Source organism: Xylophilus sp. GW821-FHT01B05 (assembly GCA_038961845.1).
Taxonomy (GTDB): Bacteria; Pseudomonadota; Gammaproteobacteria; order Burkholderiales; family Burkholderiaceae_C; genus Xylophilus.
Window position 1 is genome coordinate 4,123,095 of record CP152408.1, and the last position, 21,431, is coordinate 4,144,525.

A 21,431-nucleotide genomic window follows, 5' to 3' on the forward strand; every position below is an offset into this window, starting at 1 on the left:
TCCTGTTGGGTCCCGGCTGGGAGATGCGCGTAGGGATGCCACGCGCCCCATTCACTCGGGCATGTCGTGGCGGATCGACTCGCGGTCGCGGTGGTCGCCGCGCCGGTCCAGCGCGCTCTCCAGCGAATGCTTGAGCTTGCGCGCCGCACCGCGAAAGGCCTCGTCCACGCCCGTCGCGTGGTGGCTGACCGTCACGGCCTGGTGGCGTGTCAGGCGCGCCTCCATCACGCAGCGTGTGTCTTCGGTGCCGGACTTGCCATGGTGCTCGTCGCTCAGGTGCACCTCGATGCGGGTGACGTCCTCGCGGAAGCGGGCCAGCCCCTGGTTCAGTTCGTCGGAGGCCCAGCGCTCGGTGGCCTCGCGTGCTTCTATGCCGCTGTGGGTGTGGACTTGTACTTGCATGGTGTCCGTTCCTTTTGATGTGGCCGGTCAGAAAAACACGGCTCCAGTGTGCGCGCTGGCCGCGATGGCGCCAAGTGTTGCCCCTTGGTTACGCGGTTTGCGCACAAGGCATGCGGGCCACGCTGGAAGCGCTGCTGGAGCGGCAACGCATAACTATCAAATAGATAGCTAATAGCCCAGGCAGGGTCTGGGCTAGAGGCACTTTTCCTTCAGATTTTCCCCGCTCACCCCGCCGATGGCGCAGGCGCCGCCACCTCCCGCAGCACCATCTGCGGCTTGCTGGACGACATGGGCAGCCCGGCCTCGCGCAGCCCGCGCAGGATCTCGTACAGCAGCGCGCTCTTCACGCCGTAGCTCTGCCGTGGCGAGCTGACCGAGCCGGTGGCGTTGAACACCAGCATGCCGCCTTCGATACCGTCCAGGAACACGCTGGGGCCGGGGTTGTCCAGCACGCCTTCGTGGGCGTTGAAGGCGTTCAGCACGATCTCGCGCACTCGCTCCACGTCGGTGTCCAGCGGCATCGGGAACTTGATCGTGACCTGGCCCAGCGGGCTGCCCAGGGTCACGTTGCGTACTGTCTTGGTAATGAATTCGGAGTTAGGCACGATCACGGTGGAGCGGTCGCCCATCTGGATCTCGGTGGCGCGCACGTTGATGCGGCGGATGTCGCCCTCGACCCCGCCCAGCGACACCCAGTCGCCGACCTTCACCGGCCGCTCGGCCAGCAGGATCAGGCCCGAGACAAAGTTGGACACCACCGCCTGCAGGCCAAAGCCAATGCCGACCGACAGCGCGCTGGCCACCCAGGCAATGCGCTCCAAGCCCAGCCCGATGGCCGACAGCGCCAGCGCAAACGCGCCAATGCTGCCGACATAGCCCAGCAGCGTGGTGGCTGAATCGCGCATGGCCGGGTCCAGGCCGGTGGTGGGCAGGAAGCGGTCGCGCAGCCAGCGCTGCAGCAGCCGCACCACCACCACGCCAATGACGAACACTGCCAGCGCCTGCAGCACGGTGCCGGGCTGCAGGTGCACCTCGCCAATGGCGATGCCGTCGCGCAGTTGCACGGCGCGCTGCGCCAGGTCCAACGGCCCTTGGCCAAAGGGCGCCAGCACCAACACCAAGGCCACCAACAGCACCGCCAGCCGCCCCAGCGCCGACAGCAGCACCGCGCCCTGGGCGCGCATGCGCGTGGCGGTGTCCTCGCCGCCCAGGTCGGCGGTGCCGCGCGGGCTGCCGAGCCAGGCCACGAACACGTCGTCGATCAGCGCATTGATCAGGTAGACCGAGGCCACCACGGTGGCAATCCAGGCGATCTGCTTGACCACAAAGCTGCCAATGGCCACGTAGCCCACCAGCAGGCAGGCCAGGCTCAGCCCCAGCACCACCCAGACCAGCGTGGCGCCCAGCGTGGCCCAGGGCACGCTGCCGGGCGCCACGGCGGCGGGCACTGCGGGCGTGGGCTGGGCCGCGATCAGCTCGGCGCGGTGCCGCTGCTCTGCGCGGCGCATGCCATGGGCCAGCAAAAAGCCCATCAGCAGCGCCGACATGCATTCAAAAGCCACCGCCGTGGCCAGGCCGGTATTGAGCAGCACGGTGAGCTGCTCCATCACCCAGCCCGCCACCAAAACGATGGCCAGCAGCGGCGGATACGGCGCCAGCACGCTCGCCACGCCATCAGACAGGGGCGGCAGGCGCCACGAGGGCCGCCGCGTGGACAGCAGCGCATCACCCAGGCCCGCCACATAGGCGCCAAAGCACACCAGGCCGACACCACCCAGCAGGAACTGGTCCAGCGCCTCCGACAGCTTGCCCTCCCAGGTAAAGCCGGCGCGCAGCAGCAGCGCCGCCGCGGTCGGCGCGGCCACGTTCAGCAGCGTCAGCACCAGGGCCATCAGCGAGCGCCGCAAGCGGCCGGCGGGCACGCGCGCGGCCGTGAAGCGCAGCAGCAGGTGCACCACCCAGAAGCGCAGCGCGATCACCGCCACCACCCCCGCCAGCAGCACGGCCCAGACACCCGGCGCGGTGGCGCGTGCGGCATCGGCCAGCGCCTGCTCCAACTGCTGCAGCCGCCCCAGGTCGCGCGGCCGGTTGGCGCGCAGCTCACGCCAGAACGGCGGCGCCAGGATGGAGGCGGTGCGCTCGCCGATCTGCGCGGTGAACTGCGCACGCCGCCGCTCGGCCAACTGGTCTGCGGCCTGTGCCCCTTCCACCGACAGCAGGCGCGCGAGCTTGAGTTGCGCATCCAGCTGCTGCTGGTCCTTTGCCATGCTGGCGCGCTGGTCGGCGATGTCGGCGGCCTCCACCACGCCCTTGGCCGTAGGTGCCGGCCCGAGTTCGGTCAGGCGCGCCTGCACCTTGGCCAGGGCCGGCGCCAGGTCGGCGGCCACCTGCTCGGCCTGCGCCTGCACCTGCAGGGCATTGGTGCGCAGCTCTACCAGGGCATCGTCGGTGGTGTCGCCATCCAGCTGCTTCTGGATGTCGGCCAAGGTCTGGCGGGCGCTGGTCAGCACGTCGTCGGCGGAGGCTGCGGTGGCGCTCGCATCGGCCCAGGCGGGAGCCTCCCCGGCTAGCGCCAGGCACAGTGCCAGCAGGCATGCGCGCGCCAGCGGCAAAGATGAGAAAAGGCGCATCAAAACGGGCATCCGGCAGATCCTTCGGGGGAGACGAGCGTGGCGGGCAAAAGGGCGCACCATTGTCTGGTGCCGGGCGCGGGCGCCGTCACAATTCGTTCGGCGGCGCGATGGCACGCAACGATGCAGGTAGCATGCCGCTTTCCCCGCTCGGCCTTCGGCCCCCCTGCCCATGACCTCTCCGCGGCTTGAACAAAAGACTTTTATCCTGCTGCTGATAGGCATCACGGTGGCTTTCGGCTGGATCCTGTGGCCGTTCTACGGCGCGGTGTTCTGGGCTGCCATCCTGGCGCTGATGTTTGCGCCGCTGCGCCGGCGCATCCTGGCCCGCATGCCGCAGCGGCCCAACCTGGCGACCTTTGCCACGCTGGCGATCTGCCTGGTGATCGTGATCATCCCGGTGGCGCTGATCACCGTGTCGCTGGTGCAAGAGATCGCCAACGTGGTGCAGCGCATGCAGTCGGGCGAGCTCAACTTTGGCCGCTATGCGCAGCAGGTGCTGGGCTCCCTGCCGCAGTGGCTGACCGATCTGCTGGCGCGCTTTGGCATATCCGACCTGGGCGGCCTGCAGGAGAAGCTCACCTCCAACCTCACCTCAGGCAGCCAGGCCATTGCCAGCAAGGCGCTGAACATCGGGCAGAACACCTTCGACTTCATCGTCAACTTCTTCGTGATGCTGTATTTGCTGTACTTCCTGCTGCGCGACGGCACCGCGCTGTCGCTGCGCATCAAGGAAGCGATCCCGCTGGACGCAGAGCACAAGCAGCAGTTGCTGGAGAAATTTGCCACCGTGATCCGCGCCGTGGTCAAGGGCAACATCGTGGTGGCCCTGGTGCAGGGCGCGCTGGGCGGCGCGGCGCTGTGGTTCCTGGGCATACACGGCGCCATGCTGTGGGCGGTGCTGATGGCCTTTTTGTCGCTGCTGCCCGCCGTGGGTGCGAGCCTGGTCTGGGGCCCGGTGGCCATCTACTTCCTGGCCACCGGCGCCATTGCCAAGGGCGTGGGCCTGGTGGTCTGGGGCGTGGTGGTGATCGGGCTGGTGGACAACGCGCTGCGCCCATTGCTGGTGGGCAAGGACACCAAGATGCCCGACTACGTGGTGCTGATCTCCACCCTGGGTGGCATGGCGCTGTTTGGGCTGAACGGCTTTGTCATCGGCCCGGTGATTGCGGCCATGTTCATTGCGGTGTGGGATCTGTTTTCTTCCTCGCGCGAAGCACCGGCGGTGGCACCCGCCAAGGCCGCCAGTGCGATCCCGCCCAAATTGCCCAAGCCACCGGCAGGCTGACAACACTTACATCTGCTGCCCCCGCGCCAGCGGCCCTGGCCCAAGATGGGCCATGCCCCGGCGCCCTGCCCTCCACTTTCTTCGCATATTGGCCCACGGCTGTGCCGCCGGGGCCTTGGGCCTGGCCGGGCTGCTGGCACATGCAGCCGGCCCGGGCGCCGCCGCCCTGCAGGCGCGCTACGCGGAGCTGGGCCCGGCCTTGCAGCGCAGCCCCTTTGGCCGTCCGCTGCTGCTGGACTCGACCGAGGCCGCAGGCCAACTCAGCGGCCGTGTCCAGGCCGTGGTGGACCACCCCTTCGACACCGTGAGCGCAGCGCTGCAAGCACCGCAGAGCTGGTGCGAGGTGCTGATGCTGCACCTCAACGTCAAGCAGTGCCAAGTGCGCCAGGGCAGCGCCGGCCCGGTGCTGGCGGTGTACCTCGGCCGCAAGCACGGCCAGCCGCTGGTGCAGGCGCAGCGGGTGGAGTTGGCCTTTGCGTCGCCCACGGCCAGCGCCGACTACCTGGACCTGCGCCTGCGCGCCGAGCGCGGGCCCCTGGCCACCTCGGACTACCGCATCAGCCTGCAGGCCGTGCCGCTGCCGGGCGGCAAGACCTTCCTGGCGATGGACTATTCCTACGCCTACGGCATCGCGGCGCAACTGGCCATGAAGGGCTACCTGGCCACCGTAGGCAGCGGCAAGCGCGGCTTCACCACCACCGGCAGCGCGGCCGATGGCAAGCCGGCCTACATCGGCGGCGTGCGCGCCGTGGTCGAGCGCAACACCATGCGCTACTACCTGGCCATCGACGCCTACCTCGACTCCCTGGCCGGCAGCAGCCTGGCGCAGCAGCGCGAGCAGCGCCTGGCCGCCTGGTTTGACGCCACCGAACGCTACGCGCAGCAACTGCACGAGATCGATCGCGACGAATACTTGGTGATGAAGCGCGACGAGTTCCGGCAGTTGCCGGCCGGGCGCTAAGAACCATCCCTTTCAGGGTCTTGCGATCTGCTCGGCTCCATCAACGGTGTGGGACAGCCGAACAGCCAGCCCCCCCCCAACCCGCCCCCAGCGGGGGCGGGAGTAATACAAAGGCCGAGCGCAGCGATGGCCCGTGCGGCTATCCCGGGTCCCCTCGGGATGCGCCGAGGAGCGCAGCGGCAGGCGGATCAGGGATCGCCCTTGTTTGAGCCGAAGGCGAGTTTGGGCGATACCCCGCCTGACGCGAGTACCACAGGTTGCCCCGGAGCGCCAGCGCAGGGGACGCAGCACGTGGGGTCGCCTTTTGGTCTCCGCATAACTTCGCTTTGCAAAGTGAGCGGAGCCCCGCTTCGCGACCTTTGGTGACTTTCTTTCGGCGACGCGAAAGAAAGTTACTCGCCCGCCGCGGCGAACTCCCGGCTCCCGCCGCCTGCAAGGCACAGCGCAGTACAGATCGCAAACACGTTTTAACGCTCGCCCGGGAGCGCCGGCGCCTGTGGAATGACAGAGTTCTCTCGCGGGAAATCGGGACCAATGCACGCGAAGAAGACTTCATACGTGCCTACCGCTTTTTCGCTGGGGCGATAGGGTTCCCGGGTGTCTACCGCGCGCGTGCTGGCCACCAGAAGGCCCCGCATCTCGCACCACCTGGCAGCGCGCATGAACACCGCGTTCTTTGCATGCTCCAGCCCGCCGCTAGCGGGCCAGTACGGGGTTGCAGTCCAGAACCTGTTCTTGCCAAGCGCCACCACCTGGTCTTCGTCCGCCGTTGCCAAAGCCGCCGCGGGCGCGAGGGCAAGCAGGAGGCTCAGCAGTGAAGTAGTGCTGCGCATGGTGAGCAGGGACCTTCGTAGCGATGCCTGATCGGCAACGGCCTCACCCCAGCGGCAACTCTATGCAGCCCGCCAGCGGCACCCGGTCGATCCGATCGGTGCTGGCGATGACGATGGCGCGCCCCGGCTGGCTGGCCAGGTCGGTGAGCGCGCTCCACAGGCAGCGCACCGATGCGGCGTCCAGGCCTGCGGTGGGCTCATCCAGCAGGATCAGCGCGCGGCCCGAGGCCAGCACGGCGGCCAGCCAGACCTTGTGCCTGGAGCCGGTCGAGAGCATGTACAGGGGCTTGTCGATATGCGGGGCCAGCGCAAAGCCGTCGACCAGCGCCTGCCACCGGTCCTGGCGAAAGCCGGCATCGTCTGCGCCAAGCGATGCCGTGCAGGCGCGTGCGCTCACCTGGTCGAACGCGTCGCTTGCGCGGTCGCAAAGAAACACCTGGCGCCGATAGGCCTTGGGGTCGTCGCCCAGGCATGTGCCTGCCAGCGTCAGCCGGCCAGTTGCGGGCAAGGCGCCGGCCAGCACGCGCAGCAGCGTGGACTTGCCGCTGCCGATGTCGCCGTGCAGCAGCGTCACGCCGGCATTGATGGAGGCCGACCAGCCGGCCGCGATCGCCGGCTGCCCCGGGTAGGCAAAGTGCAGGTCTTGCAGATGCAGCACGCCGGTGCGGGTCAGGCTGCTCAGCGCTGGCATTGGTACACCCCGCATTCGCGATGGGCATTGTCGAGCGCGTCCAGCAGCTCGCGCTCCTGCGCGTTGCAGCGCTCGGCGATGGTGGTGAACATGCCCGGCGGCACCACGGTGCCGGATTGCTCGGCGGCCTCGCCCATGGTTTCCAGATAGGTTTCACGGGCCGGGTCGGCGTCGGCCTGCTCTTGCGCGCACTGCGCACGCTGGGCCGCCAGCGCGGCCTCGGCGTTGGGGACGACGCGCTCCTCCAGCTCGCGCCGGCGGCGCTCGCGCTCGCTCTCTGCGCTCAAGTCGTTGAGCCGATCGGCCTCGCTCTGGCCCGGCGTGCTGCCTTGCACCTTGGTTGGCGGAAGCGAGAGCAGCGGCGCAGACACATCGACCTGCGAGGCCTTTGCGCTCTTGGGACATGCGGCGTCCTGGTAGCTGACCTTGCCGTCTGCCCCCACGCATTTGTAGATGGCCCAGGCCGGCGAGGCCGCGAGGCTTGCAAGCACCATGGCAGCGGCGCGCCACAGGATGGTCATTACGGTTCTCCGTTGCAGTTCGCGCCATCGTAACGTGGCCGTGCGCGGAAGACGCGGCGTCGCGCGCAACGCCACGCAGTGCCACTCATTTGGGCAGCGCCCGCAAAGCCAATGCTGGCGCGGCTTTTGCGGCTTATACCGGGGGCTATCCACAGGGTGGCGCACAGCGCGCGGGCATAACTTGGACGGCGCGCGTGCCCTGCGCGGCAGGCATCGCAGGCAGTGGCTGCGGGCCATTACATGCAATCAAATGAACTTGACTCCACCCTGTGCATGCGGCAGGCATTGGGCACTTTTCAGCCCTTCTTCCAGGCCAGAAAAGCCACTGCCAACCATTTAGGCAGCGCGTGCAAAGCCAATGCTGGCGCGGGTTTCAGCGCTTGTGCAGGTGCTTATCCACAGAGTGGCGCACAGTGCGCGGGCATAACTTGATGGGGCTGGTGCAGCATGCGCGCACACGCCATTGCACGCGCTGCGCGCTGGCTGGATCGGCGTGGCGACATGAGGCCACCGCCCCGCCACGGCAAAAGCACTTTTTGCGCGGCCCGTCAACACGCATTTGCAGCCGCCGCAGCCACTGCCGCCCATTTAGGCAGCGCGTGCAAAGCCAGTGCTGGCGCGGGTTTCAGCGCTTGTGCAGGCGCTTATCCACAGAGTGGCACACAGCACGCGGGCATAACTCTGCGCACAAATTACTTCAGTGTTTCCGCCAGCCAGGCGACGAAGGCCTGCGCAGCGGGCAGCGCGGCGCGCGCCGACGTGGGAATGGCAGCCAGGCCGTCAGGAAAAGGGGTGAAACCGCAAGGCGCCAGCAGGCGGCCGGTGGCCAGGTCGTCGGCCACCAGGCGCTGCTCGACCAGGGCCACGCCCAGGCCGGCCACCGCCGCTTCTATGCACAAGTGGGTGTGTGGAAAGCGCAGCTCTTCCTTCCACTCTGCCTGCAGGCCAGAGCGCTCGCGCCAGCTGTCCCAGGCGCGCGAGGTGTACTCATGCGTGATGCCGGTGCGGCAGCGCAGCGTGCCCTTGGCCACGCGCGCGGCATAGCCCGGCGCATGCACCGGGCCGAAGGCGACCTCGCCCAGGCGAATGGCGCGCGCCTCGTCCTGCGGCGGGAAGCCGCTGCGGTCCCAGGCGATCACCAGGTCTGCGCCCTGGTAGCGAATCTCACGTGCCGAGGTCATCGACAAGCGCACGCGTACCGACGGATAGCGCCGATAAAAACCACCCAGCCGTGGCACCAGCCAGCGCATGGCAAAGGTGGCACTGCAGGCCACGTGCAGGGCCGGCGCACGCGCCTCGTCCAGCAGGTCGCGCCAGCCTTGTTCCAGCACGTCGAGCGACTGCGCCGCAACCAGTTGCAGCGCCGTGCCCGCAGCATTGGGCCGCAGGCCGGTGCCAACCTTGTCGAACAGCGGCACGCCGGCCTGCTCTTGCAAGGTGCGCAACTGGCGGCTGACCGCGCCGTGGGTGCGCGCCAGCTCTTGCGCGGCCAGCGTGACCGAGCCCAACCGGGCGACCGCCTCGAAGGCCCGCAGCGCTGACAGGGACGGAAGCAGACGCGCCATGGACGCACTCCTTTTATGTGATTTTAACTCAACTATTTATGCAAACAACTCGATTGAAGCCCAATCCCAGTTTGGGAATGATTACTCTCATAGGCACAAATTAGTGCAATTTACTCACATTTCCAAGGAAACAGCCATGGCCATCATCCAGACCGTGGAGCAGCTCACCGCCCTGTATGGGGAGCCGGGCGAGGCATCGTTGGTGAAAGAGGCAGACCACATCACGCCGGCCTATGCGGCGCTGATTGCGGCGTCGCCCTTTGCCGCGCTGGCCACGGTCGGGCCCGAGGGCCTGGACTGCTCACCGCGCGGCGACCTGCCGGGCTTTGTGCGCATGCAAGACGCGCGCACCCTGCTGCTGCCCGACCGGCGCGGCAACAACCGCGTGGACAGCCTGCGCAACGTGGTGCGCGACCCGCGTGCGGCGCTGCTGTTTCTGCTGCCGGGCCTGGGCACCACGCTGCGCGTGAATGGCCGCGCGCACCTGGATACGGATGCGGATTTGTGCCAGAGCTTTGCGGTGGACGACAAGCCGCCGCGCTCGGTGCTGGTGCTGTCGGTAGAGGCGGTCTACTTCCAGTGCGCCCGCGCCATCGTGCGCGCCGAGCTATGGAACCCGGCACGCCATATCGACCCCAAGAGCCTACCCAGCCCGGGCGAGCTGCTGGCCGGCATGAGCCGCATCGACGGTGCTGCCTACGACCAGGGCTGGGCCGAGCGTGCGCGGCAGACGATGTGGTGAATCAGATGCATGCTTTTCAAGGTCTTTGAGATATCCCTGCGCTGTTTGCCTTGCGGGCGGCGGGTGCCGGGAGTTCGCCCCGGCGGGCGACCTACTGTTCTTTTGCTTCGCCAAAAGAAAGTAGGCAAAGAAAAGGCGACCCCGCTGTGGCGGTCTGCTGCGCAGACTGCTCTGCGGTGCTCGAAGTCGGCAGGCGGCTGCGGAACTCGCTTCGCTCAAACAGTCCTCGCCGTCCCTTCGCTGCGCTGCGGGCAACCTGCCGACTCCTCCGCTCCTCGACGCCCCAGAGGGGACCCCAGGACTGCCAGCCGGGCCGTCGCTGCGCTCGGCCTTTGCATGACTCCCGCCCCCGCTGGGGGCGGGTTGGGGTGGGGGCCGGCTGTTCGGCTGTCCCACACCGCTGATGGAACCCAACAGATCACAAGACCTTGAGAAGGATGCCCCTCAGACCCGACGCAGCGCGCTCAACAACCGGTCCACTTCTGCCTCGGTCGTCAGGTAGCTGACCGAGGCCCGCGCCACCTGGCGCAGGCCGCGCGCGTTCATGTCCAGCGGCGTGTAGGCCACGCCATTGCTGCCAATCGATATGCCCTGCGCCGCCAGGCTGCGCTGCACGGCTGCCGCGTCGTGACCCGCCAGGTTGAAGGACACCAGGCCGGAATGTTCACGGCCCTGGTCCAGCACCGTGATGCCGGGGATCTGCGCCAACTGCGCGCGCAGCGCCTGCGCCGTGCTGTTGATGCGCGCGCGGATGTTGTCCACGCCAATCTCCAGCGCCTCCTGCAAGGCATTGGCCAGCCCGCAGCGCAGTGCCAGCGAGGCCTCTGAGGGCTCCAGGCGCGAGGCGTCGTCGCGCAACACCGGCTCGCCGTCATCGCCCAGCGGCGCCGAGCGCGTATCGACAAAAGCCGGCGTCAGCCGCGGCAAGAAGCCCTGCCGCACATACAGCAGGCCCGTGCCCTTGGGGCCGCGCAGCGCCTTGCGGCCCACGCCCGTCAGCACATCGCAGCCCAGTTGGGCCACGTCGATCGGCACCTGGCCCACGGCCTGCGCAGCGTCGATGAAGTAGGCAATGCCATGGCGCCGCGCCACCTGCCCAATGGCTGCGGCCGGGTTGATGAGGCCGCCGTTGGACGGCAGCCAGGTGAGGGCAATCAGGCGCACGCGCTCGTCCAGCATGGCCTCCAGCGCCTGTGGGTCTACCGCGCCGCTGGCGTCGCAGGGAATGGTCTCTATCACTGCGCCGGCGCGCTGCGCCACCAGGCGCATGGTGGCCAGGTTGCCGCCCCACTCCTGCCGCCCGACCAAGATGCGCTCGCCCGCCCGCCACGGCCCCAGCGCGGCAAAAGCGGCTCCCCAGCCGGGCGAATTGCCGCCGGTCAGCGCGATCTCGCCCGGCTGGGCGTTGAACAGTTGCGCGGCCAGCACGCGCGCGTGCTCGGTCTGCTCACGCGCCGCCAGGCTCGCCTCCATCGGCCCCTGCATGGCTTCGCGCAACAGGTGCGCGTGGATCGCCTCCAGCGTGGCGGCAGAGGGCAACGAGGCGCTGGCGTGGTTGAAATGCGTGGTGCCGTGCGCGCCGGGGGTGCGGGCGCGCAGTGCGTCTACGGCGGTGGAGGTGAGAGGGAGGGGCATGGTGTATCGCTAAGGTCGGCTGCTGATCTATGCCTGCCATTGTGGTGCAGCCTGTGCATGCTGCTCTTCGCCAAATTGGTACGATGCAGTACCATTCAGTCTTCACCCACCCAATCGCCACCCATGCCACTTGCCCCCAGTACGGAAACCCATCGCACCGCCCGCGGGGCTGCGCGCGTGCGCTCGCTGACCGACACGGCGGCAGACATGTTCCTGGAGCAGGGCTATGAGGCGGTGTCGATCGACACGCTCATCGCCCGCGTCGGCGGCTCGCGGCGCAACATCTACAGCCATTTCGGCGGCAAGGAGGGCCTGTTCATCGAGGTCGTCACCCAGCTCTGCACCGACCTCGCGCGCCCGCTCGAAGCGCTGGAGATCCAAGGCGAAGACCTGCCCAGCGCCCTCACCCTGTTCGGGCGCCGCCTGCTGCAGATCGTGCTGCAGCCGCGCACCCTTGCCCTGCACCGCATGATGGTGGCCGAAGGCCAGCGCTTTCCCGCGCTGGCGCAGGCCATCCTGCATGCCGGGCAGGACCACGCCATGCGCATCGTCGCCCGCTGGGTCGAGCAGCAGCAGTCTGGCGGGCAGCTTCGGGCCGATCTGCCGGCCACGGACCTTGCCGCGCAGTTTGTCAGCCTGGTAGTGGCCGGGCCGCAGTTGCGCGCCCTGGTCGGCCTGGCGCCCAAGCGGCAGCGGCCCGCACAGCTCACCTCCACCGTCGACCAGGCCGTCAGCCTGTTCCTGGGCGGCGCACTCCCAACGAAAGCAGGCAAGCATGCATAAGTTCTCATGGAAATCCGCCCTTGCATGGGCACTGGCAGCCTTCTTCCTCTTCGGGGGCATTGGCAACATCCTGGCACCGGAGCCGATCGCCGCAGACTACCGGCGTTGGGGCTACCCGGATTGGTTCCACTTCATCACCGGCGGCCTGGAACTTGTGGTTGCGGCCCTGCTGGCCTTGACGGCCACGCAGTTCTGGGGCGCAGCGCTCGGCTGCCTGGTCATGTCCGGCGCGGTCGCCACCGTGGCCTTGCATGGCGAGTACGCCCATGCGCTCCCACCACTGGTGGTGCTGGCGCTGTCGGCGGTGCTTGGCTGGGTCACGCCAAAGCCCTGGCCCCGGCGCTACGCCGCATAGCAATCAAAGAACACCGACGCCGGCGCCTCAAGCGCCAGCGGCTGCAGCGGAAAGCACTCACCCAGCCCCGGCATGCCCGCCTGCAGGGCCAACGCATGCCGAAACGCAACAACAGGCGCCTGCCGCAGTTGACCTTGCCGATCCAGAAACTGCCCCCACAGCGGCATGTTCCGAAAGCGCGGGCCAGCCGGCGTGGCCGAGGCGATATAGGCCCCGGGAAAAAGCCCGCGATAGGCCGCAAGGTGGTAGAGCCACGAGGTGCCCAGCACCTGCGGCGGCTCGGTTTCCAGTTGCATGACTGCCGCGAACAATGTGTGCAATTCGGCGCGCCGCAGCGCAAGCCGTTGCGCGCTCAGCGGCGCATGGCCGTCGGCCTCGGCATTGTGGAAATGCAGGCGGATGCGGCCCTCGCCCGCGCGGGCATAAGAGAAGCAGCCGACCGTAGCGACGACATCGGGTGGACCTACCTCTGGCCCACGCGCCAGGTAGAACGCATAGGTCCAGCCCTCGTGGTCCGCTGAACGCTCAAGACCATCCAAATACTCGCGCCAGACAGGATGCGCAGCATCAAAGCCCCGCCCCAGACCAAAGCGAACATAGAGGTTGGTGTAGTCCAGCAGCACGCTTGCCAGCGGCAGGCCCGAGAGCACGGCCACCCGGCGGGCAAAGTGCAATTGCAGGTCGAAGAAATCCTGGGCGTAAGGCGCGACACGCGGCGGCAAGACAGACTCCAGAGGTGATGAATGGGCCAGGAAGCCAGGGCGAATTCTGCCTATGGCTTTCGATAAGCGCTGCTAACATCGCCGCTCCGGGAACACAGCCTCCCGGCCTTTACAGGTAGACGGTGTCCCGTCCAAGCGCTGGTGACCTTTACCGGAGTTTTTTCCGTGGACACCGCTACGCCTGCAACACCCTCCCCCGCACCCCAGACCGCGCCTGCGGCTGTTTCTTTTGCCCAGGCCTTTCGCTTCTGGCTCAAGCTGGGCTTCATCAGCTTTGGTGGGCCGGCCGGGCAGATTGCGATCATGCATGCCGAGCTGGTCGAGCGCCGCCGCTGGATCAGCGAGAAGCGCTTTCTGCACGCACTCAACTACTGCATGCTGCTGCCCGGGCCCGAGGCGCAACAACTGGCCACCTACATCGGCTGGCTGATGCACCGCACGCGCGGCGGCATCGTGGCGGGCGCGCTCTTCGTGCTGCCTTCGCTCTTCATCCTGGTTGCACTGTCGTGGGTCTATCTGCGCTTTGGCGATGTGCCCGCGGTGGCGGGCGCCTTCCACGGCATCAAGCCGGCCGTGACGGCGCTGGTGCTGCAGGCGGCCTATCGCCTGGGCAGCCGGGCGCTGAAGAACCGCTGGATGTGGGGCATTGCGGCGGCGGCCTTCGTGGCCATCTTTGCGTTTGATGTGCCCTTTCCGATCATCGTGATCGCCGCCGCATTGGTGGGGTACTTTGGTGCGCGCTGGGCGCCGGGCGTGTTCACGCTGGGCGGTGGCCACGCCTCTGTCCAGGCTGGCTATGGCCCGGCGCTGATCGACGACGACACGCCAACGCCCGCGCATGCCAAGTGGTCGCGCGCCTTCATCGCCAAGGTGCTGCTGATAGGCGCGGCGCTGTGGCTGCTGGCCATGGCCGGGCTGGTCGCCAGCACGGGCCTGCATGGCACGCTGGCGCAGATGGGCCTGTTCTTCACCAAGGCCGCGCTGCTGACCTTTGGCGGCGCCTATGCGGTGCTGCCCTATGTCTACCAGGGCGCGGTCGAGCACTACCAGTGGCTGTCCGGGCCGCAGATGATGGACGGCCTGGCCCTGGGCGAGACCACGCCCGGCCCGCTCATCATGGTGGTGGCCTTCGTCGGTTTTGTGGGCGGCTGGCTGCAGCAGGTGCTGGGGCCGGGCGCCTTGTTCCTGGGGGGTGCACTGGCGGCCACGGTGGTGACCTTCTTCACCTTTCTGCCGTCCTTCGTCTTCATCCTGGCGGGAGGCCCGCTGATCGAGTCCACGCACGGCAAGCTGGGCTTTACCGCGCCGCTGTCGGCCATCACGGCGGCCGTGGTCGGGGTGATCCTGAACCTGGCAATGTTCTTTGCGTACCACGTGCTGTGGCCCAGCGGCTTCGCGGGCCGCTTCGACCTGCTGTCGGCCGCCATCACGGTGGCGGCAGCGGTGGCCCTGCTGCGCTTCAAGGTGGGCGTGCTGCCCCTGCTGGGGGTCTGTGCGCTGGTCGGGCTGGCGGCTACGCTGCTGCCCGCGTAGCGCGCCGCTGCGCGGCCCATTTCTCTGCAAAGCGCCGCAGGTGCGGGTCGCTGCGCTCGAACGGAAGGGCGTCGCAGTGGAACCAGCGCACCGCGTGGAACTCATCCTGGTCAAACACCAGCGCCTGCTGCCGGCTGGCCTGCACCACGTACCACAGCGACACATCCGTGTGCCCCGCGGTCAGGCCGACGGTGGTGGTGCAGGTGAGCATGAGCGGCGCCGCAACTGCCTGGGTGGTGGCCAGGCCCAGCTCTTCTTCGAACTCACGCAGCACCGTGCTGCGCGGATGCTCGCCCGGCTCGACATGGCCGCCGGTGGGCAGCCACAGTTGCGCGTTCTTGTGATCGACCAGCAAGAGATGGTCGCCATCCACCACCACGAAGTAAGACACCAGATGCTTGGGCGGCGTGGCCGGCTTGGCGGTGCGGCACAGCTCGGCGCCGGAATCGACCCAGGCCAGGGCATCGGCCAGGTGGGTCTGTTCCAGGAGGTCAAGGGGCTTGATCGCGCTTAGCTCGGCGCGTATGGCTTGTCGCATGGCATGCCTAGTCAGTCGTGTGGATCAGGTGTTCTGATGGCCCAGGCGTTCCTGCAGGAACTCGATGAATCGCTGCGTCTTCGCCGGCAGCAGACGTGTTTCGGTCAGGGCGTAGACCGGTATCGACGTGGCCTGCCAGGCCGGCAGTATCCGGCGCAGGCGGCCGGCCGCGACATCCTCCGCGGCGATGTCCTCGGACAGCAGGATCACGCCCAGATCCAGCGTCGCCAGGCGCCGGAACATGCCGACGCTGTTGACCTGGAACTTCCCGCCCACGTCAACTTCCACGGTCTCCGCACCTCGGTGCAGCGTCCATTTGCCAACCTTGGGAAAGCCCAGGCACTCGTGCTGCATCAGGTCCGTGGGGTGCGTGGGTTCGCCGGAGATATCCAGATAGCGCGGCGCGGCATAGGCATGCACCGACAGGCGCGCCAGCAGGCGCGCGATCAGGCTTGAGTCCGCCAGCTCGCCCATGCGGATAGCCACGTCAAAGGGCTCGGCGACCAGGTCCACCCGCCGGGGCGTGAGGTCGAAATCAAAGCTGATGCCGGGATAGCGGCGCGCGAACTCCGCGATCAGCGGGGCCATGTAAATCGTGGCGAAGTCCACCGGCAGCGATGCGCGCAACACCCCGCTGGGCTGCGCCAGCATCTCGCCCAACTGCTCGTGCGCGATCCGCGCTTCATCCACGATGCGCCGGCAGCGCTCGTAGTAGAGCTGGCCGGCCTCCGTCAGCTCGACCTTGCGCGTCGTGCGGTGCAGAAGCCGCAGGCCAATGGCCTTCTCCAGCGCACTGATGCGCCTGGACAAGGTGGAATTGGGCACGCCCGTGGCATCGGCCGCGCGGCGAAAGCTCCGCGTCTGGGCAACCTCCACAAACAAGGCCATGTCGTTCAGCAGTTCCATTCTGATTGCGCCATTTTTGGACCAATGATTGCCATCCTACCGTCTTTATCTCCCTCGCGGATTAATCAAAGATACGTCCATCGCATTCACACCGCCAAGGAATTCACCATATGAGCCCACTGCACACCCCCGTTCGCATCGGCCGCACCGTGGCGCCGAACCGCCTTGTCATGGCCCCCATGACCCGCTCGCGCGCCGACGCTGACGGCGTGGTCGGCGACATGACGGTCACCTACTATGCCCAGCGTTCCAGCGCCGGCCTGATCATTTCCGAAGGCGTATTCCCCTCTGCCATGGGCAAGGGCTACGTGCATACGCCCGGCATCGAAACCGGTGTGCAGGTTGCGGCCTGGAAGAAGGTGACCGACGCCGTGCACGCCCGGGGCGGCCGCATCTTCATGCAGGTGATGCACTGCGGCCGGGTCTCGCACCCCTCCTTGCTCGATGGCACCACGCCCGTGGCACCGTCGGCCATCAAGCCCGCAGGCCAGGCGTGGACGCCTGCCGGTCAGGTGGACTTCGTCACACCCCGCGAGCTGAGCCTGGCCGAGATCGCCGGCGTCATCGACGACTACCGCCAAGCCACCCGCCGTGCCATCGAGGCCGGTTTCGACGGCGTGGAACTGCATGCGGCCTCCGGCTACCTGCCCGAGCAGTTTCTGTCGTCGGGCAGCAACCAGCGGCAAGACCTGTACGGCGGCTCCGTCGAAGGCCGCGCGCGCTTTGTGCTGGACGTGCTGGATGCCATGGCCGCAGAGGCCGGCGCCGACCGTGTCGGCATCAAGATTTCGCCGGAGATGAACTACAACAGCATCACGGATGCCGCGCCGCAAGAGACCTACACCTATCTGGTCGACCAATTGCGCGGTTGGGGCCTGGCCTATCTGCATGTGGCCCTGTTCGGCACGCCGAAGGTCGACTACCACGCACTGCTGCGCTCGCGCTTCGAAGGCGCCTACCTGATCGGCGGTGGCTTGACGCAAGACAGCGCCGAAGCCGCGCTGGCCGAAGGCCGGGCCGACGCCACGGTTTTTGGCGGCGCCTTCCTGGCCAACCCCGACCTGCCAGAGCGCTTCCGCCAAGGCGCCGCGCTCAACACGCCGGACCGCAGCACCTTCTTTGCACCGCCCACCGCCCAGGGATACATCGACTATCCGGCACTGGCCGCAGCGGTACCCGCCTGAGACGACAAGGAGCAAACGGCCATGACCACCATCGCCCGCATGCAACGCGCCAACCGAGGGAGCCACTTCCGGGCCTACAGCCTGCATGGCTCCGACCCGGCGCAGCTCGACCCTTTCCTGGGGATTGACCACGCCTGGATGAGCGCCCCCACTTTTCCGCCGCACCCGCACGCCGGCTTCTCGGCCGTGACCTACCTGTTCCTGGATTCGGAGACCGGCATTGCCAACCGCGACTCGCAAGGCAACCACAGGCTGATCGAGCCGGGCGGCCTGCACTGGACCGCCGCCGGCCGTGGCGTGGTCCATGAAGAGAACCCGGCAGTGCTGGGGAGCACCGTGCATCTGCTGCAGATCTTCGTCAACCTGCCGCGCGACCGGCAAGAAGCAGCGCCCTTTGCGCTCAGCCTGGCCCCACAGGACGTGCCGGTGGTGCAGGGCCCCGGCGCACGGGTGCGCATTCCCTTCGGCAGCTTTGGTGGCGTGCGCTCCCCGCTGACGCTGCCAACCGATGTCACCTTGCTGGACATCTCGCTGGACGCCGGAGCGACCCTGGCGCTGCCCCTGGCTGCCGGCCAGAAGGCCCTGGTCATGCCGATCCTCGGCAACGCAGAAATCGATGGCGAAAGCTTCGGCCTTGACGATCTCAGTGCCCCCATTCTTGTGGCGACGACAGAGGCCGTGACGCACACGCTCGCGGCCCCGGCCGGCGGCACCAAGCTCGCCGTGTTCATCGGCGAGCCACTGCGCCAACCCGTGCTGTCGAACGGCCCCATGGCCTTCGCAAGCCGCCAGGGCCTGATCGCGGCCAGCGCCGCCTACCAACGTGGCGATTTTGGAAAGCTGTAGCCAATCGCCGCCCACCCGGGGCATATGCCCCATTTACTTCCCAGGAGATCCATCATGAAAGTTGAACGATTCACCGCTGAAAACTCTGCCTTGCTGCTGATCGATCACCAGGTCGGCACCATGCAGCTGATCAAGAACATCGACAAGGAGCTTGCCGCCAAGCAGTCGATCGCGCTGGCCAAGATGGCCAAGATCCTCAATCTGCCGGTCGTGATCACGTCCAGCCAGGAAGACAACGCCCAGGGCCCGATCCTTCCAGAGATCGCCAAGATCCTGCCCGAAGCGCATGCGGCGCGGGTCAAGCGTCCCGGCGTGGTCAATGCCTGGGCCTATGCCGACTTCCGCAACGCCGTGCTCGCCACCGGGCGCAAGAACCTGATCATGGCCGGCGTCACCACCGATGTCTGCCTGATCTTCCCGTCCATCGACGCCGCGCTCGAAGGCTTCAACGTGCAGGCCGTGATGGATGCCTCCGGATCGCCCAGCGATCTTTCCGAAGAACTCTCCCGCCAGCGCATGCATGACGCGGGCGTCGTGCTCACCGCCACCAACACGCTGATGGCAGAGATCGCGCAGGACTGGTCCACGCCGAACGGGCAGCAGTTGATCACCTTGTTGTTCACCGACGTCTTCCCGGCCCTGGGCGCTGGCATCGCCTAAGCCACTCCGGCTGCAACCGCAGCCGTGAGAAACGCCTTGCCGCCGACTCTGTGACTGCGCTGCGCAGCCGCCGGCGGCATGCCCCGGATTTGACCTCAGCCACAAAGGACAAGCTTCGTGCCGCCGCTGCCTACCCCACGCCCCGCCCCACGCGCGCCAGAGGCGCCCATGGAGCATGTTCAGTTGCAGGAGCTGGCGAGCCGGCTCCAGAAGATCGAAGACGAACTGGCCATCCGCAATCTCGCGGCCCGCTTTACCGATGCCGTCAACGAGCGCGATACCGCCGCCTTTCGGGAGCTGTGGACTGACGATGCAGTGTGGGAGATAGGCCAGCCCTTCCCATCCAGTGCCCATGGCATCGAGGCCATTGTCGAGATGCTGACGCGCCTGCTTGCGCCCAAGCCCCTGTTCATCCAGTTGACGCACTCAGGGGTGGTCTCGTTCACCGGAGAAAGCAGCGCTTGCGCCCGCTTCGCGGAGCGCGAGCGAGGCAAGGGCGAGCAGGACTACTACGAGAACCTGGCGATCTACCGCGACGAGTTGGTCAAGCAATCCAACGGTTGGCGGTTCAAGCGCCGCAGCTACGAATACCGGTTCCTCGACACCTCTGCCTTCACGGGTACCGGGTTTCCGGTCGATCATTCAAAGGAGCTGGCAAATGACTGATACCCGGGATCTATGCCTGCTGGCTGCCCGCGTCATGCTGGCTGCGCTGTTTGTCACCAGTGCGCTGGACAAGTTCCGGCTTGAGCCTGCCGAGCTGCAGCAGATTGCCTCCTTGCACCTGCCTGCGCCGGCATTCTTCGCGGTGCTGGTCGGCATATTTGAAATGGTGGGCGCTGCCTCGCTGGTGCTGGGCGCCTATGCGCGGATTTCCGCCATGGCCCTGGCCCTGTTCATCGCCTTTGTCACGCTTTGCTTCCTGCAGTTCTGGTCCTTTGAGGGACCGGCAGAGATGCGTGCCATGTTGAAAAACGTCTTCTTCGGCAACATCGCCTTGACAGGCGGCCTGCTCTACCTCGCCGTGTGCGGCCCCGGCAGGTTCGCCTTTGTGGACCTTTAGAACGGCTGAGCAGGCTGCTGCGGCAGCTTGGCCCCCGTGATCGACCTTTCACCTCCCCAGACAGCACTGGCCCCATGAAAACCCCGCCACCGTATCCCAGGCGCGCCATGCGCCGCCCATCGCAAGGCCTGCCTCTGGCGGCACTGGCCCTGGCCGGCGCCCTGGTGCTGGCTGGCTGCTCCCACGGGAACATCAGGCCTTCGTCCATGCTCGGCGATCCAGCCGCGCTGGCGGCACAGGATGCGCTGGGCGGCATCCAGGTGTCTGACGCCCACTGGCCTGAAGAAAAGTGGTGGAAGTCGTTCGGTGACAAGCAACTGGACCTGCTGGTGGACGAGGCGCTGGCAGACAGCCCGGGCCTGCGCGCAGCCGCCGCGCGTGTGCGCCAGGCAGAAGCGTTGCAAGGCCTGGCCCAGGCGCAGCAGATGCCCCACCTGGACGCCAACATGGCCAGCACGCGCCAGCGCTTCAGTGCGAATGGCACCACACCGCATCCGGTTGCCGGCACCTGGCAGACGGTGAACCAGGGCACGCTCAATCTGGGCTACGAGCTGGACTTCTGGGGCAAGAACCAGGCGGCCGTCGACGCGGCACTGGGCCGCCTGAAGGCGATGGAGGTTGACCGGTACGCGGCCCGGCTCATGCTGTCATCGGCCATCGTCCAGGCCTGCATCGAGTTGCAGCAAGGCGGCGAGCAGCTTGCGATCGAGCAGCAGATGCTCAAGCAGCAGGAGCAGATCCTCTCGCTCACGCACCGGCGCTTCGAGGCCGAGCTGGACTCCCAGATCGACATCAAGCAGGCACAGGCCTCCATCCCCGCCACCCGCGCCAGGATTGCCGCCCTGGGCGAAGCCATGGAGCTGAGCCGCAACAAGCTCGCGGCCTTGCTGGGCAAGGGGCCCGACCGTGGGCGTGCCATCGGCACGCCACAACTCAAGCGCCCCGACACGGTGAGCATTCCCAGCCTGCTGCCGGCAGAGCTGCTGGGCCACCGCCCGGATGTGGTGGCACAGCGCTGGCGCGTGGAGGCGGCCAGCCACGACATCGAAGGGGCGAAGGCGCGCTTCTATCCCAACGTCAACCTGTCAGCCTTTGTGGGCTTCCAAAGCCTTGGCTTCGATGTGTTCGCCGACGGCAGCAGCCGCATCCTGGGCGCGGGGCCGGCGATCAGCCTGCCCATCTTCGACGGTGGGAGGCTGCGTGCCAACCTGGCGGCGCAGGACGCCACCTATGACATCGCGGTAGAGGACTACAACCAGACGCTGGTCAATGCCCTGCGCGACATCTCGGACCAGCTCTCGTCGATCCGCTGGCTGCGTGAACAGATCGAGCAGCAGCGGGACGCGGTCCAGACCTCGAATGACGCCGCAGGGCTGGTCCACAAGCGCTATGCCGCGGGATTGGCCACCTACATCCAGGTGCTTGCCACGCAAACCAATGCACTCGCGCAGCAGCGCCAGTTGGTCCAACTGCAATCCCGCGGCCTTGCGCTGGAGGCCAACCTCAGCCGCGCCCTGGGCGGCGGCTATGTCCCGGAGCCGCCCCGCAACGGCAGCCACGAATAAGGAGTCCA

The 21,431-nt window shown here is 67.3% G+C and carries 22 protein-coding genes; 12 read left to right on the plus strand and 10 right to left on the minus strand.

The window, feature by feature from the left end:
• Positions 1 to 51: 51 nt before the first annotated feature.
• On the minus strand, positions 52 to 402 hold the full coding sequence (locus tag AAFF27_19160; protein XAH22120.1) for an HPF/RaiA family ribosome-associated protein: 351 nt from the start codon (positions 400 to 402) through the stop codon (positions 52 to 54).
• Between the two features lie 224 nt (positions 403 to 626).
• The gene (locus tag AAFF27_19165) at positions 627 to 3,044 is read right to left on the minus strand and encodes a DUF3772 domain-containing protein (GenBank protein ID XAH22121.1); all 2,418 of its coding nucleotides are present in this window, start codon (positions 3,042 to 3,044) and stop codon (positions 627 to 629) included.
• A gap of 160 nt (positions 3,045 to 3,204) precedes the next feature.
• Here AAFF27_19165 and AAFF27_19170 point away from each other — a divergent pair, with 160 nt between their 5' ends.
• Together AAFF27_19170 and AAFF27_19175 are read left to right on the plus strand one after the other, a co-directional pair.
• On the plus strand, positions 3,205 to 4,320 hold the full coding sequence (locus AAFF27_19170) for an AI-2E family transporter (protein XAH22122.1): 1,116 nt from the start codon (positions 3,205 to 3,207) through the stop codon (positions 4,318 to 4,320).
• A gap of 52 nt (positions 4,321 to 4,372) precedes the next feature.
• Positions 4,373 to 5,281: a hypothetical protein gene (locus AAFF27_19175; protein XAH22123.1), complete on the plus strand. Its 909-nt coding sequence runs from the start codon at positions 4,373 to 4,375 to the stop codon at positions 5,279 to 5,281.
• 467 nt (positions 5,282 to 5,748) lie between these two features.
• Here the strand turns inward: AAFF27_19175 and AAFF27_19180 are convergent, their stop codons facing one another.
• The 4 genes from AAFF27_19180 to AAFF27_19195 form a co-directional block, all read right to left on the minus strand.
• Entirely contained in the window at positions 5,749 to 6,114 is a 366-nt protein-coding gene (locus tag AAFF27_19180) for a hypothetical protein (GenBank protein ID XAH22124.1), read from the minus strand.
• A gap of 43 nt (positions 6,115 to 6,157) precedes the next feature.
• Positions 6,158 to 6,805 carry an ATP-binding cassette domain-containing protein gene (locus tag AAFF27_19185; protein XAH22125.1) on the minus strand — a complete coding sequence of 216 codons (648 nt, stop codon included), beginning with the start codon at positions 6,803 to 6,805 and terminating at the stop codon, positions 6,158 to 6,160.
• The gene (locus tag AAFF27_19190; protein XAH22126.1) at positions 6,793 to 7,326 is read right to left on the minus strand and encodes a DUF4124 domain-containing protein; all 534 of its coding nucleotides are present in this window, start codon (positions 7,324 to 7,326) and stop codon (positions 6,793 to 6,795) included. Before AAFF27_19190 ends, AAFF27_19185 begins: the two co-directional genes overlap by 13 nt.
• 692 nt (positions 7,327 to 8,018) lie before the next feature.
• Positions 8,019 to 8,891 carry a LysR substrate-binding domain-containing protein gene (locus tag AAFF27_19195; protein ID XAH22127.1) on the minus strand — a complete coding sequence of 291 codons (873 nt, stop codon included), beginning with the start codon at positions 8,889 to 8,891 and terminating at the stop codon, positions 8,019 to 8,021.
• A 136-nt stretch (positions 8,892 to 9,027) separates the two neighbouring features.
• On the opposite strand from AAFF27_19195, the gene AAFF27_19200 reads away from it, so the two are divergent.
• Positions 9,028 to 9,633, plus strand: coding sequence for a pyridoxamine 5'-phosphate oxidase family protein (locus AAFF27_19200; protein ID XAH22128.1), 606 nt, complete (start codon positions 9,028 to 9,030; stop codon positions 9,631 to 9,633).
• A gap of 444 nt (positions 9,634 to 10,077) precedes the next feature.
• Here AAFF27_19200 and AAFF27_19205 read toward each other — a convergent pair whose 3' ends face one another.
• On the minus strand, positions 10,078 to 11,268 hold the full coding sequence (locus AAFF27_19205; protein XAH22129.1) for an aminotransferase class V-fold PLP-dependent enzyme: 1,191 nt from the start codon (positions 11,266 to 11,268) through the stop codon (positions 10,078 to 10,080).
• Between the two features lie 123 nt (positions 11,269 to 11,391).
• On the opposite strand from AAFF27_19205, the gene AAFF27_19210 reads away from it, so the two are divergent.
• Both AAFF27_19210 and AAFF27_19215 read left to right on the plus strand, forming a co-directional pair.
• A complete protein-coding gene (locus tag AAFF27_19210; protein ID XAH22130.1) occupies positions 11,392 to 12,051 on the plus strand; it encodes a TetR/AcrR family transcriptional regulator in 660 nt (219 codons plus the stop codon).
• On the plus strand, positions 12,044 to 12,406 hold the full coding sequence (locus tag AAFF27_19215; GenBank protein ID XAH22131.1) for a DoxX family protein: 363 nt from the start codon (positions 12,044 to 12,046) through the stop codon (positions 12,404 to 12,406). Before AAFF27_19210 ends, AAFF27_19215 begins: the two co-directional genes overlap by 8 nt.
• Here AAFF27_19215 and AAFF27_19220 read toward each other — a convergent pair.
• Positions 12,394 to 13,128 carry a hypothetical protein gene (locus AAFF27_19220; protein XAH22132.1) on the minus strand — a complete coding sequence of 245 codons (735 nt, stop codon included), beginning with the start codon at positions 13,126 to 13,128 and terminating at the stop codon, positions 12,394 to 12,396. The two genes, AAFF27_19215 and AAFF27_19220, sit on opposite strands and share 13 nt — an antisense overlap.
• 165 nt (positions 13,129 to 13,293) lie before the next feature.
• Here AAFF27_19220 and chrA point away from each other — a divergent pair, with 165 nt between their 5' ends.
• Positions 13,294 to 14,661 (plus strand): chromate efflux transporter, encoded by a 1,368-nt coding sequence (chrA, locus tag AAFF27_19225; GenBank protein XAH22133.1) that lies wholly within the window; start codon positions 13,294 to 13,296, stop codon positions 14,659 to 14,661.
• Here the strand turns inward: chrA and AAFF27_19230 are convergent.
• Positions 14,642 to 15,199, minus strand: a complete 558-nt coding sequence (locus AAFF27_19230; protein XAH22134.1) for an NUDIX hydrolase — start codon at positions 15,197 to 15,199, stop codon at positions 14,642 to 14,644. The two genes, chrA and AAFF27_19230, sit on opposite strands and share 20 nt — an antisense overlap.
• 24 nt (positions 15,200 to 15,223) lie before the next feature.
• Complete coding sequence (locus AAFF27_19235; GenBank protein ID XAH22135.1) at positions 15,224 to 16,105, minus strand: LysR family transcriptional regulator; 882 nt, start codon at positions 16,103 to 16,105, stop codon at positions 15,224 to 15,226.
• A 110-nt stretch (positions 16,106 to 16,215) separates the two neighbouring features.
• On the opposite strand from AAFF27_19235, the gene AAFF27_19240 reads away from it, so the two are divergent.
• The 6 genes from AAFF27_19240 (at position 16,216) to AAFF27_19265 (ending at position 21,423) form a co-directional block, all read left to right on the plus strand.
• On the plus strand, positions 16,216 to 17,289 hold the full coding sequence (locus tag AAFF27_19240; GenBank protein ID XAH22136.1) for an alkene reductase: 1,074 nt from the start codon (positions 16,216 to 16,218) through the stop codon (positions 17,287 to 17,289).
• A 21-nt stretch (positions 17,290 to 17,310) separates the two neighbouring features.
• Positions 17,311 to 18,135 carry a pirin family protein gene (locus tag AAFF27_19245; GenBank protein ID XAH22137.1) on the plus strand — a complete coding sequence of 275 codons (825 nt, stop codon included), beginning with the start codon at positions 17,311 to 17,313 and terminating at the stop codon, positions 18,133 to 18,135.
• Positions 18,136 to 18,189: 54 nt separating this feature from the next.
• Positions 18,190 to 18,795: an isochorismatase family protein gene (locus tag AAFF27_19250; protein XAH22138.1), complete on the plus strand. Its 606-nt coding sequence runs from the start codon at positions 18,190 to 18,192 to the stop codon at positions 18,793 to 18,795.
• Positions 18,796 to 18,963: 168 nt separating this feature from the next.
• Positions 18,964 to 19,461, plus strand: a complete 498-nt coding sequence (locus tag AAFF27_19255; protein ID XAH22139.1) for a nuclear transport factor 2 family protein — start codon at positions 18,964 to 18,966, stop codon at positions 19,459 to 19,461.
• Positions 19,454 to 19,858, plus strand: a complete 405-nt coding sequence (locus AAFF27_19260; protein ID XAH22140.1) for a DoxX family protein — start codon at positions 19,454 to 19,456, stop codon at positions 19,856 to 19,858. The genes AAFF27_19255 and AAFF27_19260 overlap by 8 nt, the downstream gene beginning before the upstream one ends.
• A 74-nt stretch (positions 19,859 to 19,932) precedes the next feature.
• Positions 19,933 to 21,423 carry an efflux transporter outer membrane subunit gene (locus AAFF27_19265; protein ID XAH22141.1) on the plus strand — a complete coding sequence of 497 codons (1,491 nt, stop codon included), beginning with the start codon at positions 19,933 to 19,935 and terminating at the stop codon, positions 21,421 to 21,423.
• Positions 21,424 to 21,431: the final 8 nt, after the last annotated feature.

Coding starts and splice junctions, on each gene's coding strand:
- AAFF27_19160 (XAH22120.1), bottom strand. CDS start 402: ATGCAAGTACAAGTCCACACCCACAGCGGCATAGAAGCACGCGAGGCC.
- AAFF27_19165 (XAH22121.1), bottom strand. CDS start 3,044: ATGCCCGTTTTGATGCGCCTTTTCTCATCTTTGCCGCTGGCGCGCGCA.
- AAFF27_19170 (XAH22122.1), top strand. CDS start 3,205: ATGACCTCTCCGCGGCTTGAACAAAAGACTTTTATCCTGCTGCTGATA.
- AAFF27_19175 (XAH22123.1), top strand. CDS start 4,373: ATGCCCCGGCGCCCTGCCCTCCACTTTCTTCGCATATTGGCCCACGGC.
- AAFF27_19180 (XAH22124.1), bottom strand. CDS start 6,114: ATGCGCAGCACTACTTCACTGCTGAGCCTCCTGCTTGCCCTCGCGCCC.
- AAFF27_19185 (XAH22125.1), bottom strand. CDS start 6,805: ATGCCAGCGCTGAGCAGCCTGACCCGCACCGGCGTGCTGCATCTGCAA.
- AAFF27_19190 (XAH22126.1), bottom strand. CDS start 7,326: ATGACCATCCTGTGGCGCGCCGCTGCCATGGTGCTTGCAAGCCTCGCG.
- AAFF27_19195 (XAH22127.1), bottom strand. CDS start 8,891: ATGGCGCGTCTGCTTCCGTCCCTGTCAGCGCTGCGGGCCTTCGAGGCG.
- AAFF27_19200 (XAH22128.1), top strand. CDS start 9,028: ATGGCCATCATCCAGACCGTGGAGCAGCTCACCGCCCTGTATGGGGAG.
- AAFF27_19205 (XAH22129.1), bottom strand. CDS start 11,268: ATGCCCCTCCCTCTCACCTCCACCGCCGTAGACGCACTGCGCGCCCGC.
- AAFF27_19210 (XAH22130.1), top strand. CDS start 11,392: ATGCCACTTGCCCCCAGTACGGAAACCCATCGCACCGCCCGCGGGGCT.
- AAFF27_19215 (XAH22131.1), top strand. CDS start 12,044: ATGCATAAGTTCTCATGGAAATCCGCCCTTGCATGGGCACTGGCAGCC.
- AAFF27_19230 (XAH22134.1), bottom strand. CDS start 15,199: ATGCGACAAGCCATACGCGCCGAGCTAAGCGCGATCAAGCCCCTTGAC.
- AAFF27_19235 (XAH22135.1), bottom strand. CDS start 16,105: ATGGAACTGCTGAACGACATGGCCTTGTTTGTGGAGGTTGCCCAGACG.
- AAFF27_19240 (XAH22136.1), top strand. CDS start 16,216: ATGAGCCCACTGCACACCCCCGTTCGCATCGGCCGCACCGTGGCGCCG.
- AAFF27_19245 (XAH22137.1), top strand. CDS start 17,311: ATGACCACCATCGCCCGCATGCAACGCGCCAACCGAGGGAGCCACTTC.
- AAFF27_19250 (XAH22138.1), top strand. CDS start 18,190: ATGAAAGTTGAACGATTCACCGCTGAAAACTCTGCCTTGCTGCTGATC.
- AAFF27_19255 (XAH22139.1), top strand. CDS start 18,964: ATGGAGCATGTTCAGTTGCAGGAGCTGGCGAGCCGGCTCCAGAAGATC.
- AAFF27_19260 (XAH22140.1), top strand. CDS start 19,454: ATGACTGATACCCGGGATCTATGCCTGCTGGCTGCCCGCGTCATGCTG.
- AAFF27_19265 (XAH22141.1), top strand. CDS start 19,933: ATGAAAACCCCGCCACCGTATCCCAGGCGCGCCATGCGCCGCCCATCG.